The organism is Pyxidicoccus sp. MSG2, assembly GCF_026626705.1.
In the GTDB taxonomy this organism is placed as follows: Bacteria; Myxococcota; Myxococcia; order Myxococcales; family Myxococcaceae; genus Myxococcus.
Genome location: NZ_JAPNKC010000001.1, coordinates 8,849,952 through 8,872,068 on the forward strand (window position 1 = coordinate 8,849,952; position 22,117 = coordinate 8,872,068).

General features: G+C 71.0%; 16 protein-coding genes. 10 read left to right on the forward strand and 6 right to left on the reverse strand.

Annotated features, from left to right (window positions below; genetic code table 11):
• The 5 genes from OV427_RS34695 to OV427_RS34715 are packed head-to-tail and all read left to right on the forward strand — an operon-like array spanning position 1 to position 6,716.
• Positions 1-2,976 carry a TAT-variant-translocated molybdopterin oxidoreductase gene (locus tag OV427_RS34695; protein WP_267860501.1) on the forward strand — a complete coding sequence of 992 codons (2,976 nt, stop codon included), beginning with the start codon at positions 1-3 and terminating at the stop codon, positions 2,974-2,976.
• Positions 2,973-4,439: an NrfD/PsrC family molybdoenzyme membrane anchor subunit gene (gene nrfD / locus OV427_RS34700; RefSeq protein WP_267860502.1), complete on the forward strand. Its 1,467-nt coding sequence runs from the start codon at positions 2,973-2,975 to the stop codon at positions 4,437-4,439. Before OV427_RS34695 ends, nrfD begins: the two co-directional genes overlap by 4 nt.
• Positions 4,436-4,957 (forward strand): DUF3341 domain-containing protein, encoded by a 522-nt coding sequence (locus OV427_RS34705; protein ID WP_267860503.1) that lies wholly within the window; start codon positions 4,436-4,438, stop codon positions 4,955-4,957. Before nrfD ends, OV427_RS34705 begins: the two co-directional genes overlap by 4 nt.
• The gene (locus OV427_RS34710) at positions 4,954-5,523 is read left to right on the forward strand and encodes a c-type cytochrome (RefSeq protein ID WP_267860504.1); all 570 of its coding nucleotides are present in this window, start codon (positions 4,954-4,956) and stop codon (positions 5,521-5,523) included. The genes OV427_RS34705 and OV427_RS34710 overlap by 4 nt, the downstream gene beginning before the upstream one ends.
• Positions 5,520-6,716 (forward strand): hypothetical protein, encoded by a 1,197-nt coding sequence (locus OV427_RS34715; protein WP_267860505.1) that lies wholly within the window; start codon positions 5,520-5,522, stop codon positions 6,714-6,716. Before OV427_RS34710 ends, OV427_RS34715 begins: the two co-directional genes overlap by 4 nt.
• A gap of 111 nt (positions 6,717-6,827) precedes the next feature.
• Here OV427_RS34715 and OV427_RS34720 read toward each other — a convergent pair whose 3' ends face one another.
• Complete coding sequence (locus OV427_RS34720; RefSeq protein ID WP_267860506.1) at positions 6,828-8,282, reverse strand: chondroitinase-B domain-containing protein; 1,455 nt, start codon at positions 8,280-8,282, stop codon at positions 6,828-6,830.
• 58 nt (positions 8,283-8,340) lie between these two features.
• On the opposite strand from OV427_RS34720, the gene OV427_RS34725 reads away from it, so the two are divergent.
• Positions 8,341-9,420 (forward strand): oxidoreductase, encoded by a 1,080-nt coding sequence (locus tag OV427_RS34725; protein ID WP_267860507.1) that lies wholly within the window; start codon positions 8,341-8,343, stop codon positions 9,418-9,420.
• A 154-nt stretch (positions 9,421-9,574) separates the two neighbouring features.
• Complete coding sequence (locus OV427_RS34730; protein ID WP_267860508.1) at positions 9,575-10,873, forward strand: YecA family protein; 1,299 nt, start codon at positions 9,575-9,577, stop codon at positions 10,871-10,873.
• An 85-nt stretch (positions 10,874-10,958) separates the two neighbouring features.
• Here OV427_RS34730 and OV427_RS34735 read toward each other — a convergent pair whose 3' ends face one another.
• Positions 10,959-11,486: a DUF3592 domain-containing protein gene (locus tag OV427_RS34735; protein ID WP_267860509.1), complete on the reverse strand. Its 528-nt coding sequence runs from the start codon at positions 11,484-11,486 to the stop codon at positions 10,959-10,961.
• A 54-nt stretch (positions 11,487-11,540) separates the two neighbouring features.
• Positions 11,541-12,137, reverse strand: coding sequence for a TetR/AcrR family transcriptional regulator (locus tag OV427_RS34740; RefSeq protein ID WP_267860510.1), 597 nt, complete (start codon positions 12,135-12,137; stop codon positions 11,541-11,543).
• A gap of 200 nt (positions 12,138-12,337) precedes the next feature.
• Between OV427_RS34740 and OV427_RS34745 the strand changes: the two genes are divergently transcribed.
• Both OV427_RS34745 and OV427_RS34750 read left to right on the forward strand, forming a co-directional pair.
• The gene (locus OV427_RS34745; RefSeq protein WP_267860511.1) at positions 12,338-13,570 is read left to right on the forward strand and encodes an acetyl-CoA C-acyltransferase; all 1,233 of its coding nucleotides are present in this window, start codon (positions 12,338-12,340) and stop codon (positions 13,568-13,570) included.
• Positions 13,571-13,592: 22 nt separating this feature from the next.
• A complete protein-coding gene (locus OV427_RS34750) occupies positions 13,593-14,189 on the forward strand; it encodes a 2-hydroxychromene-2-carboxylate isomerase (protein ID WP_267860512.1) in 597 nt (198 codons plus the stop codon).
• On the opposite strand, the gene OV427_RS34755 is transcribed toward OV427_RS34750, so the two are convergent.
• Positions 14,186-14,782 (reverse strand): TetR/AcrR family transcriptional regulator, encoded by a 597-nt coding sequence (locus OV427_RS34755; protein ID WP_267860513.1) that lies wholly within the window; start codon positions 14,780-14,782, stop codon positions 14,186-14,188. The genes OV427_RS34750 and OV427_RS34755 overlap by 4 nt on opposite strands.
• 135 nt (positions 14,783-14,917) lie before the next feature.
• On the opposite strand from OV427_RS34755, the gene OV427_RS34760 reads away from it, so the two are divergent.
• Positions 14,918-18,529, forward strand: coding sequence for a serine/threonine-protein kinase (locus tag OV427_RS34760; protein WP_267860514.1), 3,612 nt, complete (start codon positions 14,918-14,920; stop codon positions 18,527-18,529).
• A gap of 789 nt (positions 18,530-19,318) precedes the next feature.
• Here the strand turns inward: OV427_RS34760 and OV427_RS34765 are convergent.
• Together OV427_RS34765 and OV427_RS34770 are read right to left on the reverse strand one after the other, a co-directional pair.
• Positions 19,319-20,917 carry a sigma 54-interacting transcriptional regulator gene (locus OV427_RS34765; protein WP_267860515.1) on the reverse strand — a complete coding sequence of 533 codons (1,599 nt, stop codon included), beginning with the start codon at positions 20,915-20,917 and terminating at the stop codon, positions 19,319-19,321.
• Between the two features lie 316 nt (positions 20,918-21,233).
• On the reverse strand, positions 21,234-21,941 hold the full coding sequence (locus OV427_RS34770; RefSeq protein ID WP_267860516.1) for a hypothetical protein: 708 nt from the start codon (positions 21,939-21,941) through the stop codon (positions 21,234-21,236).
• Positions 21,942-22,117 lie beyond the last annotated feature (176 nt).

The following is a 22,117-nucleotide window of genomic DNA, read 5'->3' on the forward strand; positions in this document are numbered from 1 at the left end:
ATGTCCGAGTCCCTTCCCAAGTACTGGCAGAGCCTGGCCGAGCGCGCCGGCGCGTTGCCCGAGCACGCACGCAACGAGTTCGCGGAGGAGTTGCCGGTGGGCGTGGCCGCCGTGCCTCCGGACGCGAGCAGCCGCCGCGACTTCTTCAAGGTGATGGGCCTGAGCGCCGCCGCCGCCATGGTGGCCTGCCAGCGCGCGCCCGTGCAGAAGATCATCCCCTACGTCTCGCGGCCGGATGAAGTCACCCCCGGCCTGTCGCTCTGGTACGCGTCCACCTGCAACGGGTGCAGCGCCCAGTGCGGTGTGCTGCTGAAGACGCGCGACGGGCGCCCCATCAAGGTGGAGGGCAACGACGAACACCCCGTCTCGAAGGGCGGCGTGTGCGCGGTGGGGCAGGCGTCCGTCCTCTCCCTCTACGACGCCAGCCGCGCCCGCTTCCCCTCGTTGTCCTGCCAGCGCACCGCGTGGGCGGCGCTGGACGGGAAGGTGAAGGAGGGACTGCGGCAGGCCACCGAATCGGGCATGCCCATCCGCGTGGTGCTGCCCTGGGTGATGGGCCCCACGGCCGAGGCCGCGGTGAAGCGCTTCCTCGCCACGTACCCGACGGCGCGCACGGTGCGCTACGAGCCGCTCGGGGAGCTGGCCGCCATCGGCGACGCCCACCGGGTCACGCACGGCGTGCGCGTGGTGCCCGACTACCGCTTCGAGAACGCGAAGGTCATCGCCAGCTTTGGCGCGGACTTCCTCGGCACCTGGGTGTCGCCGGTGGCCTTCACCCGCCAGTACACCGAGGCGCGCGATGCGGCCGGCAAGCGGGACATGGCGCTGCACTACCAGGTGGAGCCCGTGCTGACGCTCACGGGGGCCGCCGCGGACCGGCGCTTCGTCGTGTCCCCGTCCGATGTGACGCCCGCGCTGGCCGACCTCGTGCGGCGGCTGGCGCGGAAGGCGGAGCGTGCGGTGCCGGCGGTGGCGTCGGTCGCCGCACCTGCATTGGAAGAGACCGCGCTGGAGGAACTCGCGGAAGCACTGTGGGCGCAGCGGGGCAGGGCGCTCGTGGTGGCGGGCGGTGACGACGTGGCCGCGCAGGTGCTGGCCAACACGGCCAACGCGTTGCTGGGCAACGAGGGCAACACCGTGTCGGTAGCGGACGGCGTGGCGCTGGATGCGGACGCGCTGACGTACGGCGAGCTGCTGTCGGAGCTGCGCGCGGGCGGCGTGGGCGCGGTGCTCTTCCTCGGCGTCAACCCCGCCTATGCGGACCCGCGCGGCGACGAGCTGGCGGCGCTGCTGAAGTCCGTGCTCCTCACCGTGGCCACCAACGACAGGCTGGACGAGACGGCCAGCCTGATGCGCTTCCACGCACCGGACGTCACCGGCCTCGAGTCGTGGGGCGACGCGGAGCCCCGGCGTGGCGTGCTCTCCCTGCGCCAGCCGGCGGTGGCGCCGTTGCACGACACGCGCCCCCTGGTGGAGTCCCTGCTCCTGTGGGCGGGGGCACCCCGCTCGCACTACGACTTCCTGCGCGAGCGCTGGGAGGCGGAGGTCTTCCCCCGCGCGGGCGTGGCCGGACAGGACTTCAGCGCATTCTGGGACGATGCCGTGCGCCGGGGCGTGGTGATGCTGCCCGCGACGCCGGTGGCCGCACCGGCCTTCCGTGAGGACGGGCTCGCGAAGGCGCTGGCCGGCGTGGCCCGCGCGTCCGTGGACTGGGAGCTGGTGCTGTACCCCACGGTGGCGCTGCGCGACGGCGCGCTCGCCAACAACGGCTGGCTGCAGGAGGTGCCGGACCCCATCACCAAGGTGACGTGGGGCAACCCCGCCTGCATCGCCCCGGCACGCGCGAAGGCGCTGGGCCTGTCCGACGGCGACGTGGTGCGGGTGCGCTCGGGTGCGAAGACGGTGGAAGTGCCGGTGCTCATCCAGGCGGGCACGCACCCGTCCGTCATCGCCGTGCCGGTGGGCTACGGCCGCACCAGGGCGGGCCGCATCGCGGACGGCATCGGCGCCAATGGCTATCCGCTGGCCACGGTGGTGGGCGGCCAGTCCCGGCGCGCGGTGCCGGGCGTGACGGTGGAGTCCACCGGCGAGCGGCAGCCCCTGGCCCTCACCCAGACGTACAACCGTCTCGACGGGCGCCCCCACGTGCGCGAGGCGGAACTGGCCGCGTTCCTCGCCAACCCGCGCGCGGGCAACGAGGAGCACGAGGCGCACGGTGGCAACGACAAGCACCCGCTCTCCATCTGGTCCGGCCACGAATACAAGGGCCACCGGTGGGCGCTGGCGGTGGACCTGAGCGCGTGCACGGGTTGCTCGGCGTGTGTGGTGTCCTGCCAGGCGGAGAACAACATCCCCAGCGTCGGGCGCGACGAGGTGCTGCGCTCGCGCGAGATGCACTGGATGCGCATCGACCGGTACTACGCCGGTGACGAGGCCAACCCCCAGGTCGTCCACCAGCCGATGATGTGCCAGCACTGCGAGAATGCGCCGTGCGAGACGGTGTGCCCGGTGCTCGCCACGGTGCACTCCAGCGAGGGGCTCAACCAGCAGGTCTACAACCGCTGCGTGGGCACCCGGTACTGCGCCAACAACTGCCCCACCAAGGTCCGCCGCTTCAACTGGTTCGACTACAAGCACGACGAGCCGCTGGAGCGCATGGTGCTCAACCCGGACGTCGTCGTGCGCAGTCGCGGCGTCATGGAGAAGTGCTCCATGTGCGTGCAGCGCGTGCAGGAGGCCAAGGCCAGCGCGAATCGCGAGGGCCGCGCACTGCGCGACGGCGACGTGCAGACGGCCTGCCAGCAGAGCTGCCCCGCGAAGGCCATTCACTTCGGAGACTTGAACGACTCCGGCAGCGCCGTGGCGAAGCTCGCGAAGGACGGCCGCGCCTTCCGGCTGCTGGAGGAGCTGAACATCGGGTCGTCCATCACCTACCTCACGAAGATCCGCAACACCGGGTCGGGAAGCGAAACATGAGCCACCAGCACCTGTCGCCGCTGCGCGTGCCGCTCGTCAGCGAGGCGCGCAGCCTGGGCCAGCTCACCGAGGAAATCTGCGCGCCCATGGAGCGCCCTCCGACGTGGAGGTGGTGGGCGGCGTTCGCGGTGGCGGTGTCGATTCTGGGCACCGGCGCCGGCATCGTCGCGTACCAGGTGGGCACGGGCATTGGCGTGTGGGGCCTGAACAAGACGGTGGGCTGGGCCTTCGACATCACCAACTTCGTGTTCTGGGTGGGCATCGGCCACGCGGGCACGCTCATCTCCGCCATCCTCTTCCTCTTCCGGCAGAAGTGGCGCACCAGCATCAACCGCGCGGCGGAGGCGATGACGCTCTTCGCCGTCATGTGCGCGGCCCTCTTCCCCGTCATCCACATGGGCCGCCCGTGGCTGGCCTTCTGGGTGCTGCCGTACCCGAACTCGCGCGGCAGCCTGTGGGTGAACTTCCGCTCGCCGCTCTTGTGGGACGTGTTCGCCATCTCCACCTACTTCACCGTGTCCGCGGTGTTCTGGTACGTGGGCCTCATCCCCGACCTGGCCACCGTGCGCGACAGGGCGAAGGCCGGCCTGCGCAAGGCCGTCTTCAAGGTGCTGTCGCTGGGGTGGACGGGCTCGCACCGGACGTGGAGCCGCTACGAGACGGTGTACCTGCTGCTCGCGGGGCTGGCGACGCCGCTGGTGCTCAGCGTGCACACCATCGTCTCCATGGACTTCGCCACGTCCGTCATCCCCGGCTGGCACACCACCATCTTCCCGCCGTACTTCGTGGCCGGCGCGGTGTTCAGCGGCTTCGCCATGGTGCTGACGCTGATGATCATCACCCGCGTGGTGCTGGGCTACGAGCACCTGATTACCGTCCGGCACCTGGAGAACATGACGAAGGTCATCATCGTCACCGGCGGCCTGGTGTCGCTGGCGTACGGGACGGAGGTGTTCGTCGCCTGGTACTCGGGCAACCCCTACGAGCGCTTCGCCTTCCTCAACCGCGCCTTCGGCCCTTACGCCTGGGCCTACTGGACGATGGTGACGTGCAACGTGGTGTCGCCGCACCTGTTCTGGTTCAAGAAGGTGCGCACCTCGCCGGCTGCCATCTTCGCCCTGTCGCTGGTCATCAACGTGGGCATGTGGTTCGAGCGCTTCGTCATCATCGTCACCAGCCTGCACCGCGACTTCCTGCCGTCGAGTTGGTCCATGTACACGCCGACGATGGTGGAGGTGGGCACCTTCATCGGCACGTTCGGCCTCTTCTTCACCCTGTTCCTCCTCTTCGTGCGCGTGCTGCCCATCATCTCCATCGGCGAGGTGAAGAGCGTGCTGGGCTTCGCGCGAGACACACACGGAGGGGCGGCCGCCCCCGGCCCCCGCAAGGCCGCGCCCGCCGCCGCGGAGGTACTGCCCGCGCCGGCGCTGGCCCTCGCCACCCGAAAGGATGTCCCCGTATGAGCGCCCCCGTCCTCGTCGGCTACTTCGACAGCGAGGAGAAGGTCCTCGACGCCACCCGCGCCGTGCGCGAGGCCGGCTACGCCCTGCACGACGTGTACACGCCCTATGCGGTGCACGGCCTGGACGAGGCCATGGGCCTGAGGCCCAGCCGAATCACCTGGGTGTGCTTCGGGGCGGGGCTGCTGGGCGGCTCGCTGGCGCTGGCGCTCCAGCTGTACACCAGCGTGGTGAGCTGGCCGCTCAACGTGGGCGGCAAGCCCTTCAACTCGTTCCCAGCCTTCGTCCCCGTGGCGTTCGAGCTGACGGTGCTCTTCGCGGCGCTCATCACCGTGGGCTCCTTCCTGGCACGCGTGAAGCTCTTCCCGGGCAGCCGCCGCGTGGCGCTGCCCCGGGTGACGGACGACCGATTCGCGATTGCGCTGGAGGCGCGCGAGGCGCCCGAGGGCGCGTCCATCGCGGAGGAGTTGCTGCGTCGGCACGGCGCGGTGGAGACGGCCCGGATGGAGGTGGCGTCGTGAGGAAGGTTTTCCCCGCCGCGGTGGCCCTGGCCCTGGCCGCCGCCGGCTGCGAGCAGGACGAGACGCGGCCCAACTACGAGTACGCACCGGACATGGTGTCCTCGGTGCCGTACGACAGCTTCGCGCCCAACCCCAACACGCCGGACGGCAAGACGCTGCTGGGGCCGGCGAAGGGCACGGTGCCGCGCGGGCACCAGCCGCTGCACCTGGCCGCGGGCCCGGAGGAGGCGGCGCGGGCCGGGCGTGACTTCAAGAATCCCTATCCCGCTACACCCGAGGTGCTGGCGCGCGGGCAGACGGCCTTCCAGCGGTATTGCAGCCCGTGCCATGGCTCGGGCGGGCTGGGGGACGGCCTGGTGACGGCGCGCTTCCCCATGCCGCCGTCGCTGCTGGCCGAGCACGCGAAGGGGCTCCCCGACGGGCAGGTGTTCCACATCATCACCCATGGCCAGGGGCTGATGCCGGCCCATGGCTCGCAGGTGGCGCCGGAGGACCGGTGGAAGATCGTCCACTACCTCCGCACGCTGCAGAACCCCGCGCGGACGGCGCGGAAGGACGTGCCATGAGCGCCCCCGTGCATGACGTACCTCCGGCTTCGGGCGGAGGCTTCGAGGTGTCCCCCGGCGTGCGCCGCGCGGCCCTGGCCGTCGCGGTGGCGGGCCTGGGGACGTTGGGCGCGGGGCTGGTGCTGTACCCGGCTCGCGCGCTCTCCAGCCTGCTCACCAGCGGCTTCTACTTCCTGTGCCTGGGCCTGGGCGGCGCCATGTTCCTGGCGCTGATGTACGTGGCCAACGCGGGCTGGTTCACCGTCTTCAAGCGCATTCCGGAGGCGTTCGCCTCCTACGTACCGTGGGGCGCGGTGCCGCTGCTGGTGCTGGTGCCCTTCGCGCCGAAGCTCTACCTGTGGGCGCGGCCCGGCATCATGGAGACGGACCACCTGCTGCACCAGAAGGCGGCCTTCCTCAACGTGCCGTTCTTCGGCGTGCGCATGGTGCTGACGCTGGCGCTGTGGACGGGCTTCACGTGGATGCTGCGGCGCAACTCGTTGCGGCAGGACTCGGAGCGGACGGAGGCGCTGACGAAGCGCAACGTCGCGGTGTCCGCGGTGTTCCTCGTGTTCTTCGGCCTGACGTTCTGCCTGGCGGCCTTCGACTGGCTGATGAGCCTGGAGCCGCACTGGTTCAGCACCATCTACGCGCTCTACAACGTCGCGGGGCTGCTCAGCTCCAGCGTGTGCGCGATTACCGTGGCCGCGATTCTCCTGCACCGGGCGGGCGCGCTGCCCCAGCTCAACTCCAGCCACCTGCATGACCTGGGCAAGCTGATGTTCGGCTTCGCCACGCTGTGGGCCTACCTCTGGTTCTCGCAGTTCCTGCTCATCTGGTACGCGAACATCCCGGAGGAGACGGTCTACTTCATCGCGCGGATGCACGGCGGGTGGGCGGTGCCGTTCTACCTGAATGTGGTGCTGAACTGGGCGCTGCCCTTCGTGCTGCTGCTGCCGCGGCCGGCGAAGCGCAGCCCGTCGCACCTGCTGCGGGTGGCGGCCGTGCTGCTCGCGGGGCGCTGGTTGGACCTGTACCTGATGGTGGCTCCCGCGAACATGCCAGAGGGGGCGGGGCTCGGCGTGTACGAGCTGGCGGGCTTCCTGGGCGTGGGCGCGCTCTTCACGCTGGCGGTGACGCGCGCGGTGCGCTCGGCGCCCATGATTCCCGCAGGGGACCCGTACCTGGTGGAGAGCCTGCACCACCACACGTGACAGCTGACCGTGGGCCGCGGACCGCCAGGCAGCTTCTGCCCGGAGGCCTGGACCGCGCGGCCACGGGAGCGGCGCCGCCCGACCTCCTCGGCGGGCGGCGCCGCGTCTTTTTCAGGGCAGGTGGCTGGAGTCCCGGCGCCGCCGCGCGAGCGGCACCAGCAACAGCACGAGCAGGGCGGCGAGGCCCGGGGCCGCGCTGCAGCCACCGTCGGAGTCCGGGTCCTCGTCGATACGGATGGGGCCCGCGTCCGCTCCTTCCGGGTAGCCGCCGTCGCTCCCCATCGGATGGCCCGCGTCCACGGGAGTTCCCGCATCACCGGTGCCGGCATCCGTGGGACCGCCCGTGCCGGCGTCGCTGCAATCACCCAGGGAGTGCTCGAGCGCACCGAGGCTGTAGGCGGACCCCGTGGGCCGGGGCCGCGCGCAGTAGTCCACCGTCACCGAGGCCCGCGCCGCCGCCGCGCCGATGAGCTGCGAGACATTCCCCTTGATGCGCAGGTCGCCACTCAGCGGCGCCTGGTACCAGGAGGACCAGGTGTCGGTCGCCACGTTCATGAGGTTGGTGCCCGCGTCGAAGCTCCCGGTGTCGCGGCCGCGAATCACCGAGGACAGCACGTTGCCGTGGGCCCCGCCAGTGCTGGAGGCGAAGCGGAAGTCCACGCCCGTGGTGGCGATGAGGGTGTTGAACAGCACCTGCGTGTTCGCCGCCTTGTTGAGATAGATGGCCACGTCCGAGCAGTTGATGACGACGTTGTTGACCAGCACGCCATCCGAGTGCTCCGGGTCGCACGGCACGCCCGCGTCGAAGGCCGGTGCGCAGAACTCGTTTCCCGTGCCGCCGCCGCCGAAGGACAGGCCGATGCGCGTATTCCCCGCCGCCGCGTCCTTGGTGCAGATGACGAGGTTGCGCTCGAAGGTGCCCCGGCGGCCTCCGCTCTTCATGAAGGCGCCGTAGGAGATGCCGCCCGCCTTGGCGAAGTCGTGCACGTAGTTCTCCCGCACCACCCAGTCGTCGCCGGTGTCGATGTTGAGCTTCGTCACCGGGGTGCCCGTACTCCGGGCGCGCGTGTCATAGACCTCGTTGCGCTCGATGAGGCCCCGGTGCGGCATCTCGTAGACGCCACCGGTGTTCTTGGCCGCGTTGACCTTGAGCTGCGCGTTGAAGTTCCGGACCCGGCTGTTGCGCAGGACGAAGTTCTCCGCGTGTCCGGTGACGTGGAAGGCGTGCTCGCAGCTGCTGTCCTGCGCGCACACGCCCTCGATGTCGAGCCCGTCGAACGTCCAATAGCGGCCGGAGACCTTGAAGCCCTCCGTGGCATTGAATCGGATGAGTGCCGCGTGCCGGTTCGCCGCGCGCACGACGATGGGACTGGACGCGGTGCCCTCCGCTGAACACCCCAGATTCTGGCTGACGTCATACGTGCCGTCCGCGAGCACAATCTCGTCGCCGGCCTGCGCCGAGGTGAGCGCGGACTGGAGCTGGGAGACGTTGGCGACGTTCTTCACCGCCGCGAGACTGGGGCCGGACAGCAACAGCAGCAGCGAGGCCAGGGACAAGGGACGCATGGGAACTCTTCCTCGAGGGGGGAGCCTGGATGCTATTCAGTTGCACGAGGATTGATACATGACAGTGCGTGTCGCGCTGCTGGGCCATGGCTTCGCGGGAAGAACATTCCACGCTCCGCTGATTCGAGCGGTGCAGGGGCTGGAGCTGCGCGTCGTCGCGTCCAGCCAGCCTGAGAATGTGCAGGCCCGGCTGCCGGGCGTGACGGTGGTGGCGTCCGCGCGGGATGCGGCCACACATCCCGACGTGGACCTCGTCGTCATCGCCACGCCCAATGAGAGCCATGCACCGCTGGCCGAGGCCGCGCTCCGCGCAGGCAAACACGTCGTCGTCGACAAGCCCTTCACCGTCACGGTGGCGGAGGCTCGCGCGCTGTGCGCGCTGGCGGAGGAGCGGGGACGGCTGCTGTCGGTGTTCCACAACCGGCGGTGGGACAGTGACTTCCTCGCGCTGCGGGCCCTGCTCGCGGACGGCGCCCTGGGGCGGGTGACGCATGTGGAATCGCGGTTCGACCGCTTCCGCCCCGAGGTCCGCCCGCGCTGGCGCGAGCAGGCGCAGCCGGGCGCGGGCGTGTGGTTCGACCTCGGCCCCCACCTGGTCGACCAGTCGCTGCAACTGTTCGGGCTGCCCGACACCGTGGCGGCGGCCCTCGGGAGACATCGCGAGGGAGCGCAGGTGGATGACTGGTGCCAGGTCACCCTCGCGTATCCCCGGCGGCATGTCGTGCTCCAGGCGTCCATGCTCGTCGCGGGGGGACTGCCCCGGTTCGCGGTGCATGGCACGAAGGGCTCGTGGCTCAAGCACGGGCTGGACACGCAGGAGGACGGGCTGCGCGCGGACGTGCTTCCCGGGGCTCCGGGGTGGGGCGAGGACCCCTCACCCGGACGGCTGACGGACGGGGCGACGGGTTCGGTGCGGACCACCGTCGCGCCTCCCGGGGACTACCGCCGCTACTACAGCGGCCTGCGAGACGCGCTGGAGGGCAGGGGGCCCAACCCCGTGACGCCCGCGCAGGCGTTGGCCGTGATGTCCGTCCTGGAGGCCGCGGTGCTGGCGGCGGAGCGCGGGTGTGAGCAGCGGCCGGACCTCACGGCGGAGGAGCGGGCGGCCTTCACGGCCGACACCTCGCCGATGCCGTGAGGCGGACAACACGCGCATCGAGGGTGTGAGCCCGTGCGCCATCAGCACGTTGCCCGTCGGGCATCTGTCCCCACATCGGGATTTGCTTCCGGGAGCGGCCTGCTACGGTGCCACCGGACCGCACCCGTCGCGTGCAAGGACCCGTGAGGAACGATTGAGCTCGAAGAAGCCCGGCCGCAATGACCCGTGCCCCTGTGGGAGCGGCCTGAAGTACAAGGTCTGCCATGCCGCCGAGGACCGGGCGAAGGCCGCGCCGCCGCCCGCTGCTCCCGCGCACCCGCTGGCCGCGGACCTCAAGGCGGCGATGGAGATTCTGGGAGACCCGGACACGTCGCGGCTGTCCGGGTGCCTGGTGCGCCTGGGCGCGCTGCTGGCCGAGTGGGGCCCCTCACCCGGCCTGCGCTTCGATGCGAAGGCATTCTCCGACCACGTGGGTCCGGAGCTGGCGCGGCTGTCCGACAAGGAGGGCCAGGACGCCACCAGCGCCCGGCGCGAGCTGCTCGTCGGGACGGTGCGTGCGCTGGGCACGCCCGCGTTCCTGGAGCAGCTCGGCACGGCGCTGTTGGGGCGTGCCTCCGAGCCGGGGCTCTCCGCTGGAGACCGGCAGGCGCTGAGCGTGGGGGTGTTGTTCGCCTCCGCGTCGAAGAAGCTCGGCCGCTCGCGCGCGGAGGACAACCCGCTGCTGGACGTGGTGTTCGACGTGCAGTTCCGCGAGTGGAGTGCGAAGCACGCGGAGCTGGTGAAGAAGTACGAGGCGCTCGCCGGTGGCTTCGCCGAGGAGACGCTGCCGCCCGAGGCGCGCGAGGCCCTCCAGCAGGCCCGAGGGGGCGATGTGGATGCGCTGCTGCGCTACGTGCAGTCAGACCCGGGAATCGCCGAGCGCATCGCCCGCGAGGCCCGGGAGCGCGCCGCCCGCGTGGAGGCCCGGATGCGCGAGCCCTCCTCTCCGCCCGTCTTCGCACCCGAGGAGGAGCTGTGGCTCACCTGCGTCCTCTGGGAGCCGATGCAGGCGCTGAAGTCCCTGCCGCAGGACGCGGAGCCGGCGACGCGGCGCGAGGCCGTGACGACGCTGATGCGCGCGGTGAAGGGCGCGCTCGACGAGGACTTCCTGTCGGGGCTGTTGGGGCGCCTGCGCGAGAAGGCGAAGGACGCATCCGCCGACGAGGCCACCCGTGCGGCCTTCATGGACACCGCCATCGCCTTCGAGGCGGAGCCCGCGCGCATGACGCTCGCCGCGCTGCTCACCTCGCGGCAGGAGGCCGTGGGGCGCTCGGCCGAGGAGATGGTCATGCTCGCGGACCTCAAGGCTCTCACCACGTGGACGCCGGAGAGCTTCGAGCCCTACCGGGAGCTGCTGACGAACATGGGCCTGCCGGCCGCCGCCGTGCGCATCCAGCGCTGCCAGGAGTGGCTGCGCGAGCACCCGGTGACGCTGCGAACCGAGACGGTGTAGGCCGCGGGCACGCGAGCACCCGGTGATGCTGTGGTCAGAGACGGTGTGGGGCGCGGACACGCGAGCGCCCCATGACCGTGTGACGTCAGAGCCGGCGCAGCGCTGCGTCCGCGCGCCGCACATGGTCCACGTCGAGTGTGTGCCTGCGCGAGTCCGCGGCGTCGTAGACGACGGTGACGTCCGTGCCGACCTGGAGCTCGTCCAGCGGGCCGCCCGCGAAGAGGGTGGAGTAGACGCCCTCGCGCACCTGGCCCTGGTCGTCCACGAAGCGGTAGGTAAGCCGGCTGCTGCGCTTCCGCTCGTGGTGGATGTGGACGACGCGGCCCACCACGGGCACGCCGTCCCGCAGCAGCAGCCCCTGCCGCTTCGACTGGCGGAAGCCATACAGGCTCAGCCCCGCGCCGAAGGAGATGAACACGAGGCTCGCACCGGCTTTGGCCGAAGACGAGGCAGGTTGCCGGCCCTGAGCGCGGGCCGAGGGCCGCAGCGGCCTCGCGACAGTCGGGTCATCGTTGGCGCTCGTGCCCTGGAGCAGCTCGCCACCGATGACCACACCCAGCACCAGCAGGACCAGGCCCATGAGGATGGGCACGCTCGGATTCTCGCGAATCATCTCGGACGGGGACTGTAGCGCGGGCTTCGAGTCCGCCGCGAACCGGGGCCCGCGTCAGGCGCGGGGTTCCGACGTCTCCGCCAGCAGCACGGAGGCGCGGCGGGCCGCGATGAGCATCTCGTCGGAGAGAGGCGTCCCCTCCGTCGCCTTCGCGATGCTCAGCGCTCCGATGCAGAGCGCGTAGGCCGCCAGTGCGCGCTCCCGGGCACTCGCGCGGGTGTCTCCGGAGAGGTTCGCGGCGATGCCCTCCACCATCAGGTCCACCTCCCGGGAGAGGGTCTCCTTCAGCGCGGGCTCTCCGCGAGCCACGTCGGACAGCACGGCGGGCAGCGGGCACGCGGGCACCTGGGCGTCACGGTGGGCCCGGGAGAGGTAGCGCCGCACGAGGTGGCTCATCCACTCCGCGCCCCGCAGGTCCTCGATGCCCTGGAACCACTCCCCCCGGCGCTTCGACATGATGCGCGCGAGCGACTCGACGAGGAGCGCCTGCTTCGAGCCGAAGTGCGCATAGAAGCCGCCCACCGTCAGCCCGGCGGCGCGCATCACGTTCTCCACGCTCGTCGCGGAGAACCCCTGCCGACGGAAGAGCGCGCTCGCCGCCTCCAGGATGCGCTCGTGTGTGGCCTGCTTCTGTTCCGGGGGATGCCCCATCCAGGTGTCTCCTCGCTGCTCCGGATTATAGCCATCATCCAGGGCCGAGGCCCGGACCCGGGCCCCCCTCTTCGCTACCGGAATGTCCGCCCACGGACCCGGGGTGCCAATTGGAATTGCGACCATATTATGCTTGAAATATGGTTGTGGCGCGTTGACCGGGGCACGAGGCCTCGCCGCGAGTGGGAAGGGGTTTGCCGATGGATGCCTACATTCTGGATGCGGTCCGGACGCCGAGGGCCCGGGCGAAGCCTGGGAAGGGCGCGCTCAGCGGGTTGCACCCGCAGGAGCTGCTGGCGCAGACGCTGCAACAGCTTCCACAGCGCACGAGCGTGGACGTGTCGGAAGTCGACGACGTGGTGATTGGCTGCGTGGCCCAGGTGGAGGCCCAGGGCGCCAACATCGCGCGGCAGGCGCTGCTGGCCGCCAACTGGCCCATCACCGTGCCGGCTTTCAGCCTCAACCGCTTCTGCGGCTCGGGCCTTCAGGCGCTGTCGCTGGCCGCCATGGGCGTGGCCTCGGGCGCGCAGCGGCTGGTGGTGGCTGGCGGCGTCGAGCAGATGAGCCGGCTGGGCCTGGGCGCGGACGGAGGCGGGACGGATGGGGGCAACACCCGCCTTCGCGAGCGTCTCTTCCAGGTCCCCCAGGGCATCTCCGCGGACCTCATCGCCACGCTGGAGGGCTTCTCCCGCGCGGAGCTGGACGCGTTCGGCCTCCGCTCCCAGCAGCTCGCCACGCGGGCGCAGGCGGAGGGGCGCTTCAGCCGGAGCCTCTTCCCCGTGAAGCACCCGGACACCGGCGAGGTGTTGCTGGCCACCGATGACTCTCCACGCGCGGACACGTCGCTCGAGAAGCTGGCGGCGCTCTCCGCTTCCTTCACGCAACTGGGCGCCCAGGTCGCTGGCCCCCACGGCGAGACGCTGGATGCGCTGGCGGTGCGCGCGTGGCCCCGGGCCCGCGAGGTGCGGCACCTGCACACGGCCGGCACGTCCAGCGGCATCGTGGACGGCGCGGCGGCCATGCTGGTGGCTTCCGGTGACTACGTGCGCGCCCACGGGCTCAAGCCCCGCGCCAGGGTGCGGGCCGTCGCCGCAGTGGGGAGCGACCCGGTGTTGATGCTGACGGGGCCGGCTCCCGCCGCGCTCAAGGCCCTCAAGGCCGCGGGCATGACGGCGCGCGACGTGGACCTGTGGGAAATCAACGAGGCCTTCGCGGCCGTCGTCCTGCAGACGGCGCGTGCGCTGGAGGTGGACCTGGAGCGCGTCAACGTCAACGGCGGCGCCATCGCCCTGGGCCATCCGCTGGGCGCCACCGGAAACATGCTCGTGGGCACCGCCGTGGACGAGCTGGAGCGGCGCGGCGGCACGGTGGCCCTGGTTGCGTTGTGCACGAGCGGCGGCCAGGCGGTGGCGGCGGTGCTCGAGCGCGTGTAGACCTCGTGGCCAGGAGGTCCGCATGGCCGCGCCGCTGGAGTTCTGGTTCGAGTTCGGGAGCACCTACTCGTACGTAGGTGCGCTGCGAATTGAAGAGGAGTGTCGGGCCGCGGGAGTCCCGCTCCTGTGGAGGCCGTTCCTCCTCGGCCCCCTGTTCACCGCGCAGCTCGGCATCAAGGACTCGCCGTTCAATGTGAGCGCGGTTCGCGGCCGGTACATGTGGCGAGACGTGGAGCGGTTGTGCGCGAAACACGGCCTGCCCTGGCGCCGGCCGAGCGTCTTCCCCCGGGGCACGGTCCTCGCATCCCGAGTGGCCTGCGCGGGTGAGGGCCAGCCCTGGCTCGGGGATTTCATCCGCGCCGTCTTCCGCGCCAACTTCGCCGAGGACCGCGACATCTCGCAGCCGACTGTCCTGGCGGAGGTGTTGAGCGGGCTCGGCGTGGACTCCGAGCGGGTGCTCGCCTCCGCCGTCACGGAGGAGAACAAGACCCGGCTCCGCGAGAACACCGCCCGGGCCGAGGCGCTGGGCATCTTCGGCGCACCCAACTGCGTCACCCGTGACGAGCTGTTCTTCGGGCAGGACCGCATCGGCGACGCCATCGCGTGGGCCCTGTCCTAGGGTTTCAGGCAGCGCCACGCCGCATCCGCCAGCACCTTCTCGATGCCAGGCTTCAGCTCGCCCCGGCCACTGGCCCAGTAGCGGAGCAACTCCTGCGCGGGCCCGAGTAGCAACGGCATGTACGCGGTGGACGGCAGGTGGAGCAACTGGCCTTCCTTCGCGAAGGCCTTCAGCCGGGTAAAACCCTCACGCAGGAAGTCGCCCGTCGCGGATTGAATCTCCGGCTCGGCGGCAGCCACCGCTTCTTCGCGGCGCATCCGGATGAGGTAGCGCGCCGCGTCCGGATTCGCCCGCGACCAGGTGATGTGGTGCATGACGACAGTGCGCACGAAGCCTTCCGCGTCGTGCTCGCGCTCCAGCCGCGCGCGCAGCACCTCCTGATGCTGGCGCAGGCAGTCGATGTAGAGGGCGACCGCGATGCCCTCCTTCGCTCCGAAGTGGTGGTAGACGCTGCCCACGCTGGCGCCGCTGGACTTGCGGATGTCCTCGATGGTCGTCGCCGCCCACCCCAGTCGGGTGAAGCATTCGAGCGCGGCGTCCAGGATGGCGCGGCGGCTCCGCTCGCCAACGGCGCTTCGGCGTTCCTTCTCCATGGTTGGAACCTGATTCTAGAAGCTCGTTCCAGTCAACGCCGTCCGTCCGCCTGCTGTTCGGCGTGGTTCCCGGCGAACCGGGCGCCGGAAGAGGACGTGGTAGGGTTTACCTCCTCCACGGGGGAACTCCTTCACATGGACCTGGAAGCCGAGCTCCGCATCGCGCTGGCGGAGGGGTTCATCTCGCGCGAAGAGGCGGAGGTTTTGCTGGAGGAGGCTCGCCAGCGGGGACGTGGGCTCCTGGAGTTGCTGGTGGAGCGGGGCCAAGTCTCCGAGGCGGCGTTCGCACTGCTGCGGCCCGGTGCGGCTGCTACTCCCGAACAGGACGCCGCCGCGACGATGATGATCGAGGGAGGGCCCCAGCTCACGGAGCGTCCTGGCGCGGGCCCCGCCTTCCCGGTGCCCGGGTGGGAGCGCTACCAGCCGGTGCGCTTCCTGGGCCAGGGCGGCATGGGCCAGGTCTTCCTCGCGTATGAGCCCCGCCTGCGCCGCCAGGTCGCCCTCAAGTTCGTCCTCGGCGGCGCACCCGAGCTGGTGCGCCGCCTGCTGTCCGAGGCCTCTGCGCAGGCGCGCGTGGAGCATGAGCGCGTGTGCAAGGTGTACGAGGTGGGCGAGGTCCAGGGCCATCCCTTCATCTCCATGCAGTACGTGGACGGACAACCCCTCCACCTGCTGGCGCCCGAGCTCACCGTGGAGCAGAAGGCGTTGGTGCTGCGCGATGTCACCGAGGGCGTCCATGCGGCCCACCGCGCCGGGCTCATCCATCGGGACATCAAGCCCTCCAACATCCTGGTGGAGCGCGCCGAGGACGGCCGCCTCCGGCCCTACGTCATGGACTTCGGCCTGGCGCGGGACTGGAAGGAGGGCGTCACCGCTACCGGCTCGGTGCTGGGCACGCCGCACTACATGGCCCCCGAGCAGGCCCGGGGCGAGGTGTCGCGCCTGGACCGGCGCGCGGACGTCTACAGCCTGGGCGCCACGCTGTACCACCTGCTCACCGGCCAGGCCCCCATCTCCGGAGCCAACGCCCTGGAGGTTCTCGCCAACGTGGCCACCGTGGAGCCCCGCCCGCCGCGCGCGCTGGACGCGGACATCCCCGTGGACCTGGAGGCCATCGTCCTCAAGTGCCTGGAGAAGGAGCGCGGCGCCCGCTACGGCTCGGCGCGGGAGCTGGCCGAGGAACTGGAGCGCTTCCTCTCCGGAGAGCCCGTGCGCGCGTGCCCCGTCGGATGGGGCTACCGCCTGGGCAAGCGGCTGCGCAAGCACCGGGTGCTCGCCAGCGTCGTCACCGTGGCGCTGGTGCTGATTGGCGCCGCGCTGGGACAGTCCGTGTACACCCGCCAGGAGGCCGCCCGGCGCGAGCGCCTGGCCCGGCGCTTCACCGAGCAGGTGGAGCGCATCGAGGCGATGGCCCGCTACTCCGGCCTGGCCCGGCTGCACGACACGCGGAAGGACCGGGAGGAGCTGCGCGCGCGCCTGGAGGCGTTGGCGAGAGAGGTGCGCGACGCCGGGGAGCTGGCCGCGGGGCCGGGCCAGTACGCGCTGGGGCGCGGCTACCTGGCCATGGGAGACGAGGCCACGGCGCGCGGGCACCTGGAAGCCGCGTGGCGCGAGGGCTACCGCGAGCCTCGCGTCGCCTGGGCGCTGGCGCTGGTGCTGGGGCACCTGTACCGGGAGGCGCTGCTGGAGGTGGAGCGCCTGCCGGACGCCACCCAGCGCCAGGTGCGCCGCGAGGCCCTGGCGCGCGACTACCGCGAGCCGGCCCTGACCTGGCTGCGCGCCAGCGAGGGCGCGGAGGTGCCCTCCACGGACTATGTGGCGGCCCTGCTCGCCTTCTATGAGGACCGGCTGGATGAGGCGCTGGAGCGGCTGGAGTCCACGGGGCAGGGGCACGCGTGGTCTCACGAGGTGCTCCTGCTGCGCGGCGACATCCTGCAGACGCGAGCCGCCCGGCGGTGGAACACGGGGGACCGGGACGGGGCGCTGGCGGACCTGGAGGCCGGACGCCGGGCCTGCTCGGACGCGGCCTCCACCGCCGAGAGCGTGCCCGACATCCACTTCGCGCTCGCGAAGCTGGAGTACACGGCGATGGTGATGGAGCTGTATGGCCGGGGGGACGTGCTGCCCCCATACACCCGGGGCCTGGAGGCGGTGGCGCGGGCGCTCGCGGTCGATGCCGGCTTCGCTCGGGCGAAGGTGTTGGAGGCGCGCTTCCACAACCGCCTGGCGGAGCATCGGATGGGCCGGGGCGAGGATGTGGAGGAGCCACTCCAGAAGGCGATGGCCGCCGCGCGAGAGGCGCTGGAGCTCCGCCCCGAGCCCGTCAAGGCGCGCATGGAGCTGGGGCAGAGCCTGTGGCGACGTGCTCGTGCCATGCAGGGCCGCGGGCTGGACCCGAGCGAGCCGGTGCGCCAGGCCATCGAAGTGCTCGAGGGCATTCCCGAGAAGGCGCGGGACTATGAGTTGCACGCCACGCTCGGCCTGCTCTTTCGCGTCCAGGCAGACCACGCGGAGGCCACGGGGGGAGACCCGCTGCCCGCTCGCGGGCGTGCCATCGACGCCTACCGCGAAGCCATCCGCCTGAACGAGACACTGCCGGATGCCTGGCTCAACCTGGGGATGACCTACCTGGCGCGGGCCTCGCTTCCGCGTGCTCCGGACGAGGAGCGGGACCTGGAAGGTGCCCGCGTCGCGCTGGAGAAGGCGCTGGCGCTCAATCCGCGGAACTTCGTGCCGTACTTCCTGGGCGGTACGCTTCACGCGACGCTGGCCGCGCGTCGCGTGCGCCAGGGTGGTGATGGCCGGCCGGAGCTGGAGGCGGCCCTGGACCTGTACCAGCGCGGCATTGCCATCAACGCGCGCGTCCCCCAGCTCCACAATGGCGTGAGCGCGGTGCTGCTGGAGTTGGCGCGCGAGACGTGGGAGCGGGGAGGAGACCCCTTCCCGCTGCTGGAGCGTGCGCGGACCGCCTGCAAGCAGGCCATCGTCGTGGCTCCGAAGCAGGGGTACGGGCAGAACAACCTCGGCGAGATGCATGCGGCGGGCGCCCAGTACCTGTGGCTTCTGGGCAAGGACCCGGAGGCCGATGTCCGCGCCGCCGAGGCCGCCTACCGCGAGGCGCTCTCGCTGCTGCCGGGCATGGCCCGGCCCTGGGTCAACCTGGCCGGGGTGCACCACCTGCGGGCCGTCCTGTTGCTGGAGCGCGGGCGGGACCCGGGTCCCGCGGTGGCCAGGGCGGATGAGGCCCTCCGGGAGGCCTTCGCGCGCAATCCCGAGGAGGCCGAGGCCTGGCTCTACCGGGGCCGGGTCCACGAGGTGCTCGCCCGAGGGCTCACTTCACGGGGGCAGCGGGAGCGTGCACGAGAGGCCTTCGACAGGGCGGCACGGGCCTTTGAAAAGGCGCTCGAGTTGATGCCCGAGCGCCAGGACTTCCAACTGGCTTTCGGCCAGTACTGCCGCGAGCGCGCACGTGTCGCGCCCACCTTCGGGGAGGCTCCCGGGGCATGGCTGGAGCGAGGGGAGAAGGTGGCGGATGCACTGCTCGCCGCGCGCCCGGAGTGGGCGGACGCGCTGCTGCTGCGCGCGGGCCTGCGGCGGCTGCGCGAAGCAGGAGCGCTTTCCGCGGAGGGCCCGCGAGCATGGCGGGAGCAGGCCCCGGAGGACCTGGACGCGGCGCTCGCGCGAAACCCTCAGCTGAAGCACGAGTGGTCGCGGCAGCTGACGCAGGGGCCCGGCTCCGCGCCTTGAGCGGACCTCATCTTCGCCCGGCGTCCCCCTCCTCTTCCGAGCGGTCGATGGTCGTGGCGACTTCCACGGTTCCCGTGATGGGCAATTGTTTACGGATGGCAGGTTCGGAGTCCGCGGGTTGGCAGGCAGAATGTGCCGTCCAGGTGAAGCTGCCCCTCGCGTTCGGCGCGATGCCCAACTGGCAAGCGTCCCCCAGGTTGGGGAGGGTAATGGTGTAGGTGCCTCCGTCATTCGTCACCGAGCCGGCATCGCTCGGGGTGCACACGGTTCTGTCATTCGAGAACACACTCCCATCGGGGGGCGTAGGGAATGTGAATGTGACTGTCCCCGCGTCGCAGTCCGATATGAACATCACTGCCCCGTCAGGGTCGACGCACGCGGCATTCGCGCCGACCCAGCCGTTCCGAGTGGCATCCAGCGCATAGAGGCTCCTGTCAGGGCCTCCGTCCTGGCAGCGATAGGGGTCCGCGTCCAGGGGGCTCCGGCTCGTCCTGGCGTCAGCGTCGACCTCCGGCGAAGGCCTGGGCCTTGGCGAGGGACAGCCTGCCAGCCCCACCATCATCACCGTCATCACCCAGTAGCGGCTCCGCGCCCTGGACCCGTCCGACATCCTCGTCTCGTCCCTGCTCATGTCTGTCCAACCCTCCCGTGGTGATGCCATTGCAATGGACGAGCCCGTCCGAGGCCCGGCGACCTCCGGCGTGGGGCGGTGGCGGGACACTCCTTCCACGCGTCGGGCCGTGGGCTTCCACACGTGGCGCCACGCGCCGGTGACACGCCGCGCGCGCTTCAGCCCAACCCCAGCTCCTTGAGCCGGCGGCCCAGCGCGCGCCGGGAGACCTCGAGCTGACGCACCATGGCGTCCAGGTCTCCCTGGCACGCGTGGAAGCAGCGCGTAATCTCCTCCACGCTCAGGTCCCCGGCGGTGCGCAGGTGGGGCACGCGCTCGATGAGGTCGTAGACGGAGGTGCGGTGGATGCCGAGCCTGTCCGCGGCGGCCTGGAAGTCCCAGCCTCCCTCCCGCAGCGCGGTGAGCAGCTCCTCCGGGGAGACGTCCGAGGGCTTGCGGCGGGGCACGGCGGGAGCGGGGCCGGGCATGGCGGTGGTGGCGGGGCGGCCGGTCGACGGGGGCCCGTCCGCCGAGAGCTCCTGCTCGAGCTGGGCGTCGAGCCTCAGGCGCGGCTGGCCGCGGTTGCCGATGACGAGCTGCCGCGCCACGTTGCGCAGCTGCCGGATGTTGCCCGGCCAGCCGTGACGCAGCATGCGGACCGCCAGCGGCGCCGGGAGCCACGGCTCGGTGAAGGGGTCCTCGGGACTCAGCCGGTGCGCCTCGCCCAGCACCTCCAACTCCTCGCGGGCGAAGTGGTGGAAGAGCGGCCCCACGTCCTCGGGCCGCTCACGCAGGGCGGGGACCCGGATGGAGTAGCCGGCCAGCCGGTGCAGCAGCGGCGCCTTGAAGCGGCCGTCGCGAATCCGCTCTTCCAGGTGCGCGTCCGTGGCGGCCACCAGCCGCACGTCCACGGCGATGGGCGTGCGCGAGCCGACAGGGTACAGCTCTCCCGTCTCCAGCACGCGCAGCAGCATCACCTGGACCTCGGGGGGCGCCTCCCCCACCTCGTCGAGGAAGAGCGTCCCGCCGTGGGCCGCCTGGAAGTAGCCGTCCTGGTCCTTCACCGCCCCGGTGAAGGCCCCCTTGCGCGCGCCGAACAGCTCGGAGGCGGCCAGCTCCCGGGGGATGGCGCCCAGGTTGACGCTGACGAAGGGTCGCTCCCTCCGGGGACTGAGCTGGTGGATGGCGCGGGCGATGAGCTCCTTTCCGGAGCCCGTCTCGCCGCGGATGAGCACGGGCACCCCCAGGTCCGCCACCTGCTCGACGTGGCGGCGGACCCGCTGGATGCCCGCGCTGGCGCCTACCATGCCCAGCGAGTCCCCTGCCCGTGGGGGCGCGGAGTCCGCCAGGTGGAGCAGCAGCACCACACGGCCGGCCAGCACCAGTGGCACTCCGGCGGCCACCTCCTTGGAGGACAGCTCCCAGGGGCCCTGCAGCGGCTCGCCACTGAGGGAGACCCGGGTGTCCGCGGCGGGCGTCAAGCGGAGGCTGCCCCCCGGGCCGGGCGCGAGGACCAGCGGCTTGCGACTGATGAACGGGTCGGCCAGGTGCGAGCCCAGCGCTCCCCCGGGAGGGACGAAGACCGGGGCATTGCGCGAGAGCGCCACGTCGCGGCCCGCGGCGAGCCCCTCCAGCAAGAGGCGGTCTCCCACGCGGTGGGGCAGGGGATGCGAGACGACGGTCAGCGCCGGCAGCAGGGGCGTGTCGTGAGGGTGAGGCTCCTCGCCCGACTCGCGCACGTTGGCCGTGGAGAAGTCCTCGAGGGAGGGCTCGCGCATGAGGGGCACCTGGCTGGATGGCGTGGATGGCGCCGACTCTACCCCATGGGCCTTGCACGCACCTTCCGCCTCGTTGGGGTGTCATCCGACCCGGAGGGTCGATGTCTGTCGAATGCGTCCGGCGAAGGCAATCACAGACGTGCGGCGATGGCTCGCCGCATTCCTCGGGACGGCGTTCACGCGTCATGGTTGGCTTCGACCTCTCAAAATCCCATGGAGCGTGTTCAGGAGGCATGCAACAGGCGGCCCGTGTTCGCACTCCACGGGCCGTCCAGGTCGGCATCAACCGGGCTGGGAATGCAGGGCGAGCTGGCGCTCAGCGGGCCAGCGCCGCGACCTTGCCAGGCGTGGACAGGTCTCCCCAGCGCGCCAGGGGGTTACGCGCCCTGGCCTTGAGGAAGTGCGCGTTCGCCTGGCCGGTCGGCAGCACCGTCCAGGTGTTGTCACTGTTCAGGATGGCGGTCATGGCGTAGATGTTCTCCGGGAAGGTGATCTCCGCCGGGTTGGTCATGGACTCGACGTCCACCACTTCCCCCTGCGTGAAGGTGCCGAAGGTGATCCAGTAGTTCGGGTGGGGGGTGAACATCTCGTTGAAGTTGGGCTGGGCCTGCACGGCGAATGCTCCGTTCCCGGACATGCCGATGCCGACAGCGGCCTGCATGGCGGGAATGGTGCCATCCTGGACGATGGTGAGGCTGCCCGGGGTGCCCGGCCCCTGGTTCGTGAAGGTGTAGGCACCGTTCTCGTTGGTGAACGTCACCTTGTTGGTGCTCGTCAGGTCCGCCGGCAGGACCTGGGAGGCCGAGAACAGGACCCCGGGCGCCAGCGCGCCCGTCTGGGACCAGATGAACGAGTAGTCGATGGTCCAGTCGAAGCTGATCTGCGTGCTCGGGGCCGCCTCCTTCGAGAACCACGCCAGCGACATCACGTCGTGCACCGAGGTGTCGGGAGCCTTCTGGTAGATACAAACGCTGCCAAGGTTCGCGCTGTGGTTCACGAAGGTCAGGGTATAGACCTGGGACATGGACTTCTCCTGGATGGGATGTCTGCGTTTCGCGCGATGATGTCTGTCTTTGTGTTGTCGCGCTTGAGCCCATGCAGTGCAGTCCGTGTGCCAGGAATTGGAAGGTGCTCTCTCGGGCGGAGCCGCGACCGCGGGAGTTGTTGGAACCCTGTTCGACGCGTCGAGGCCCTCCCTTC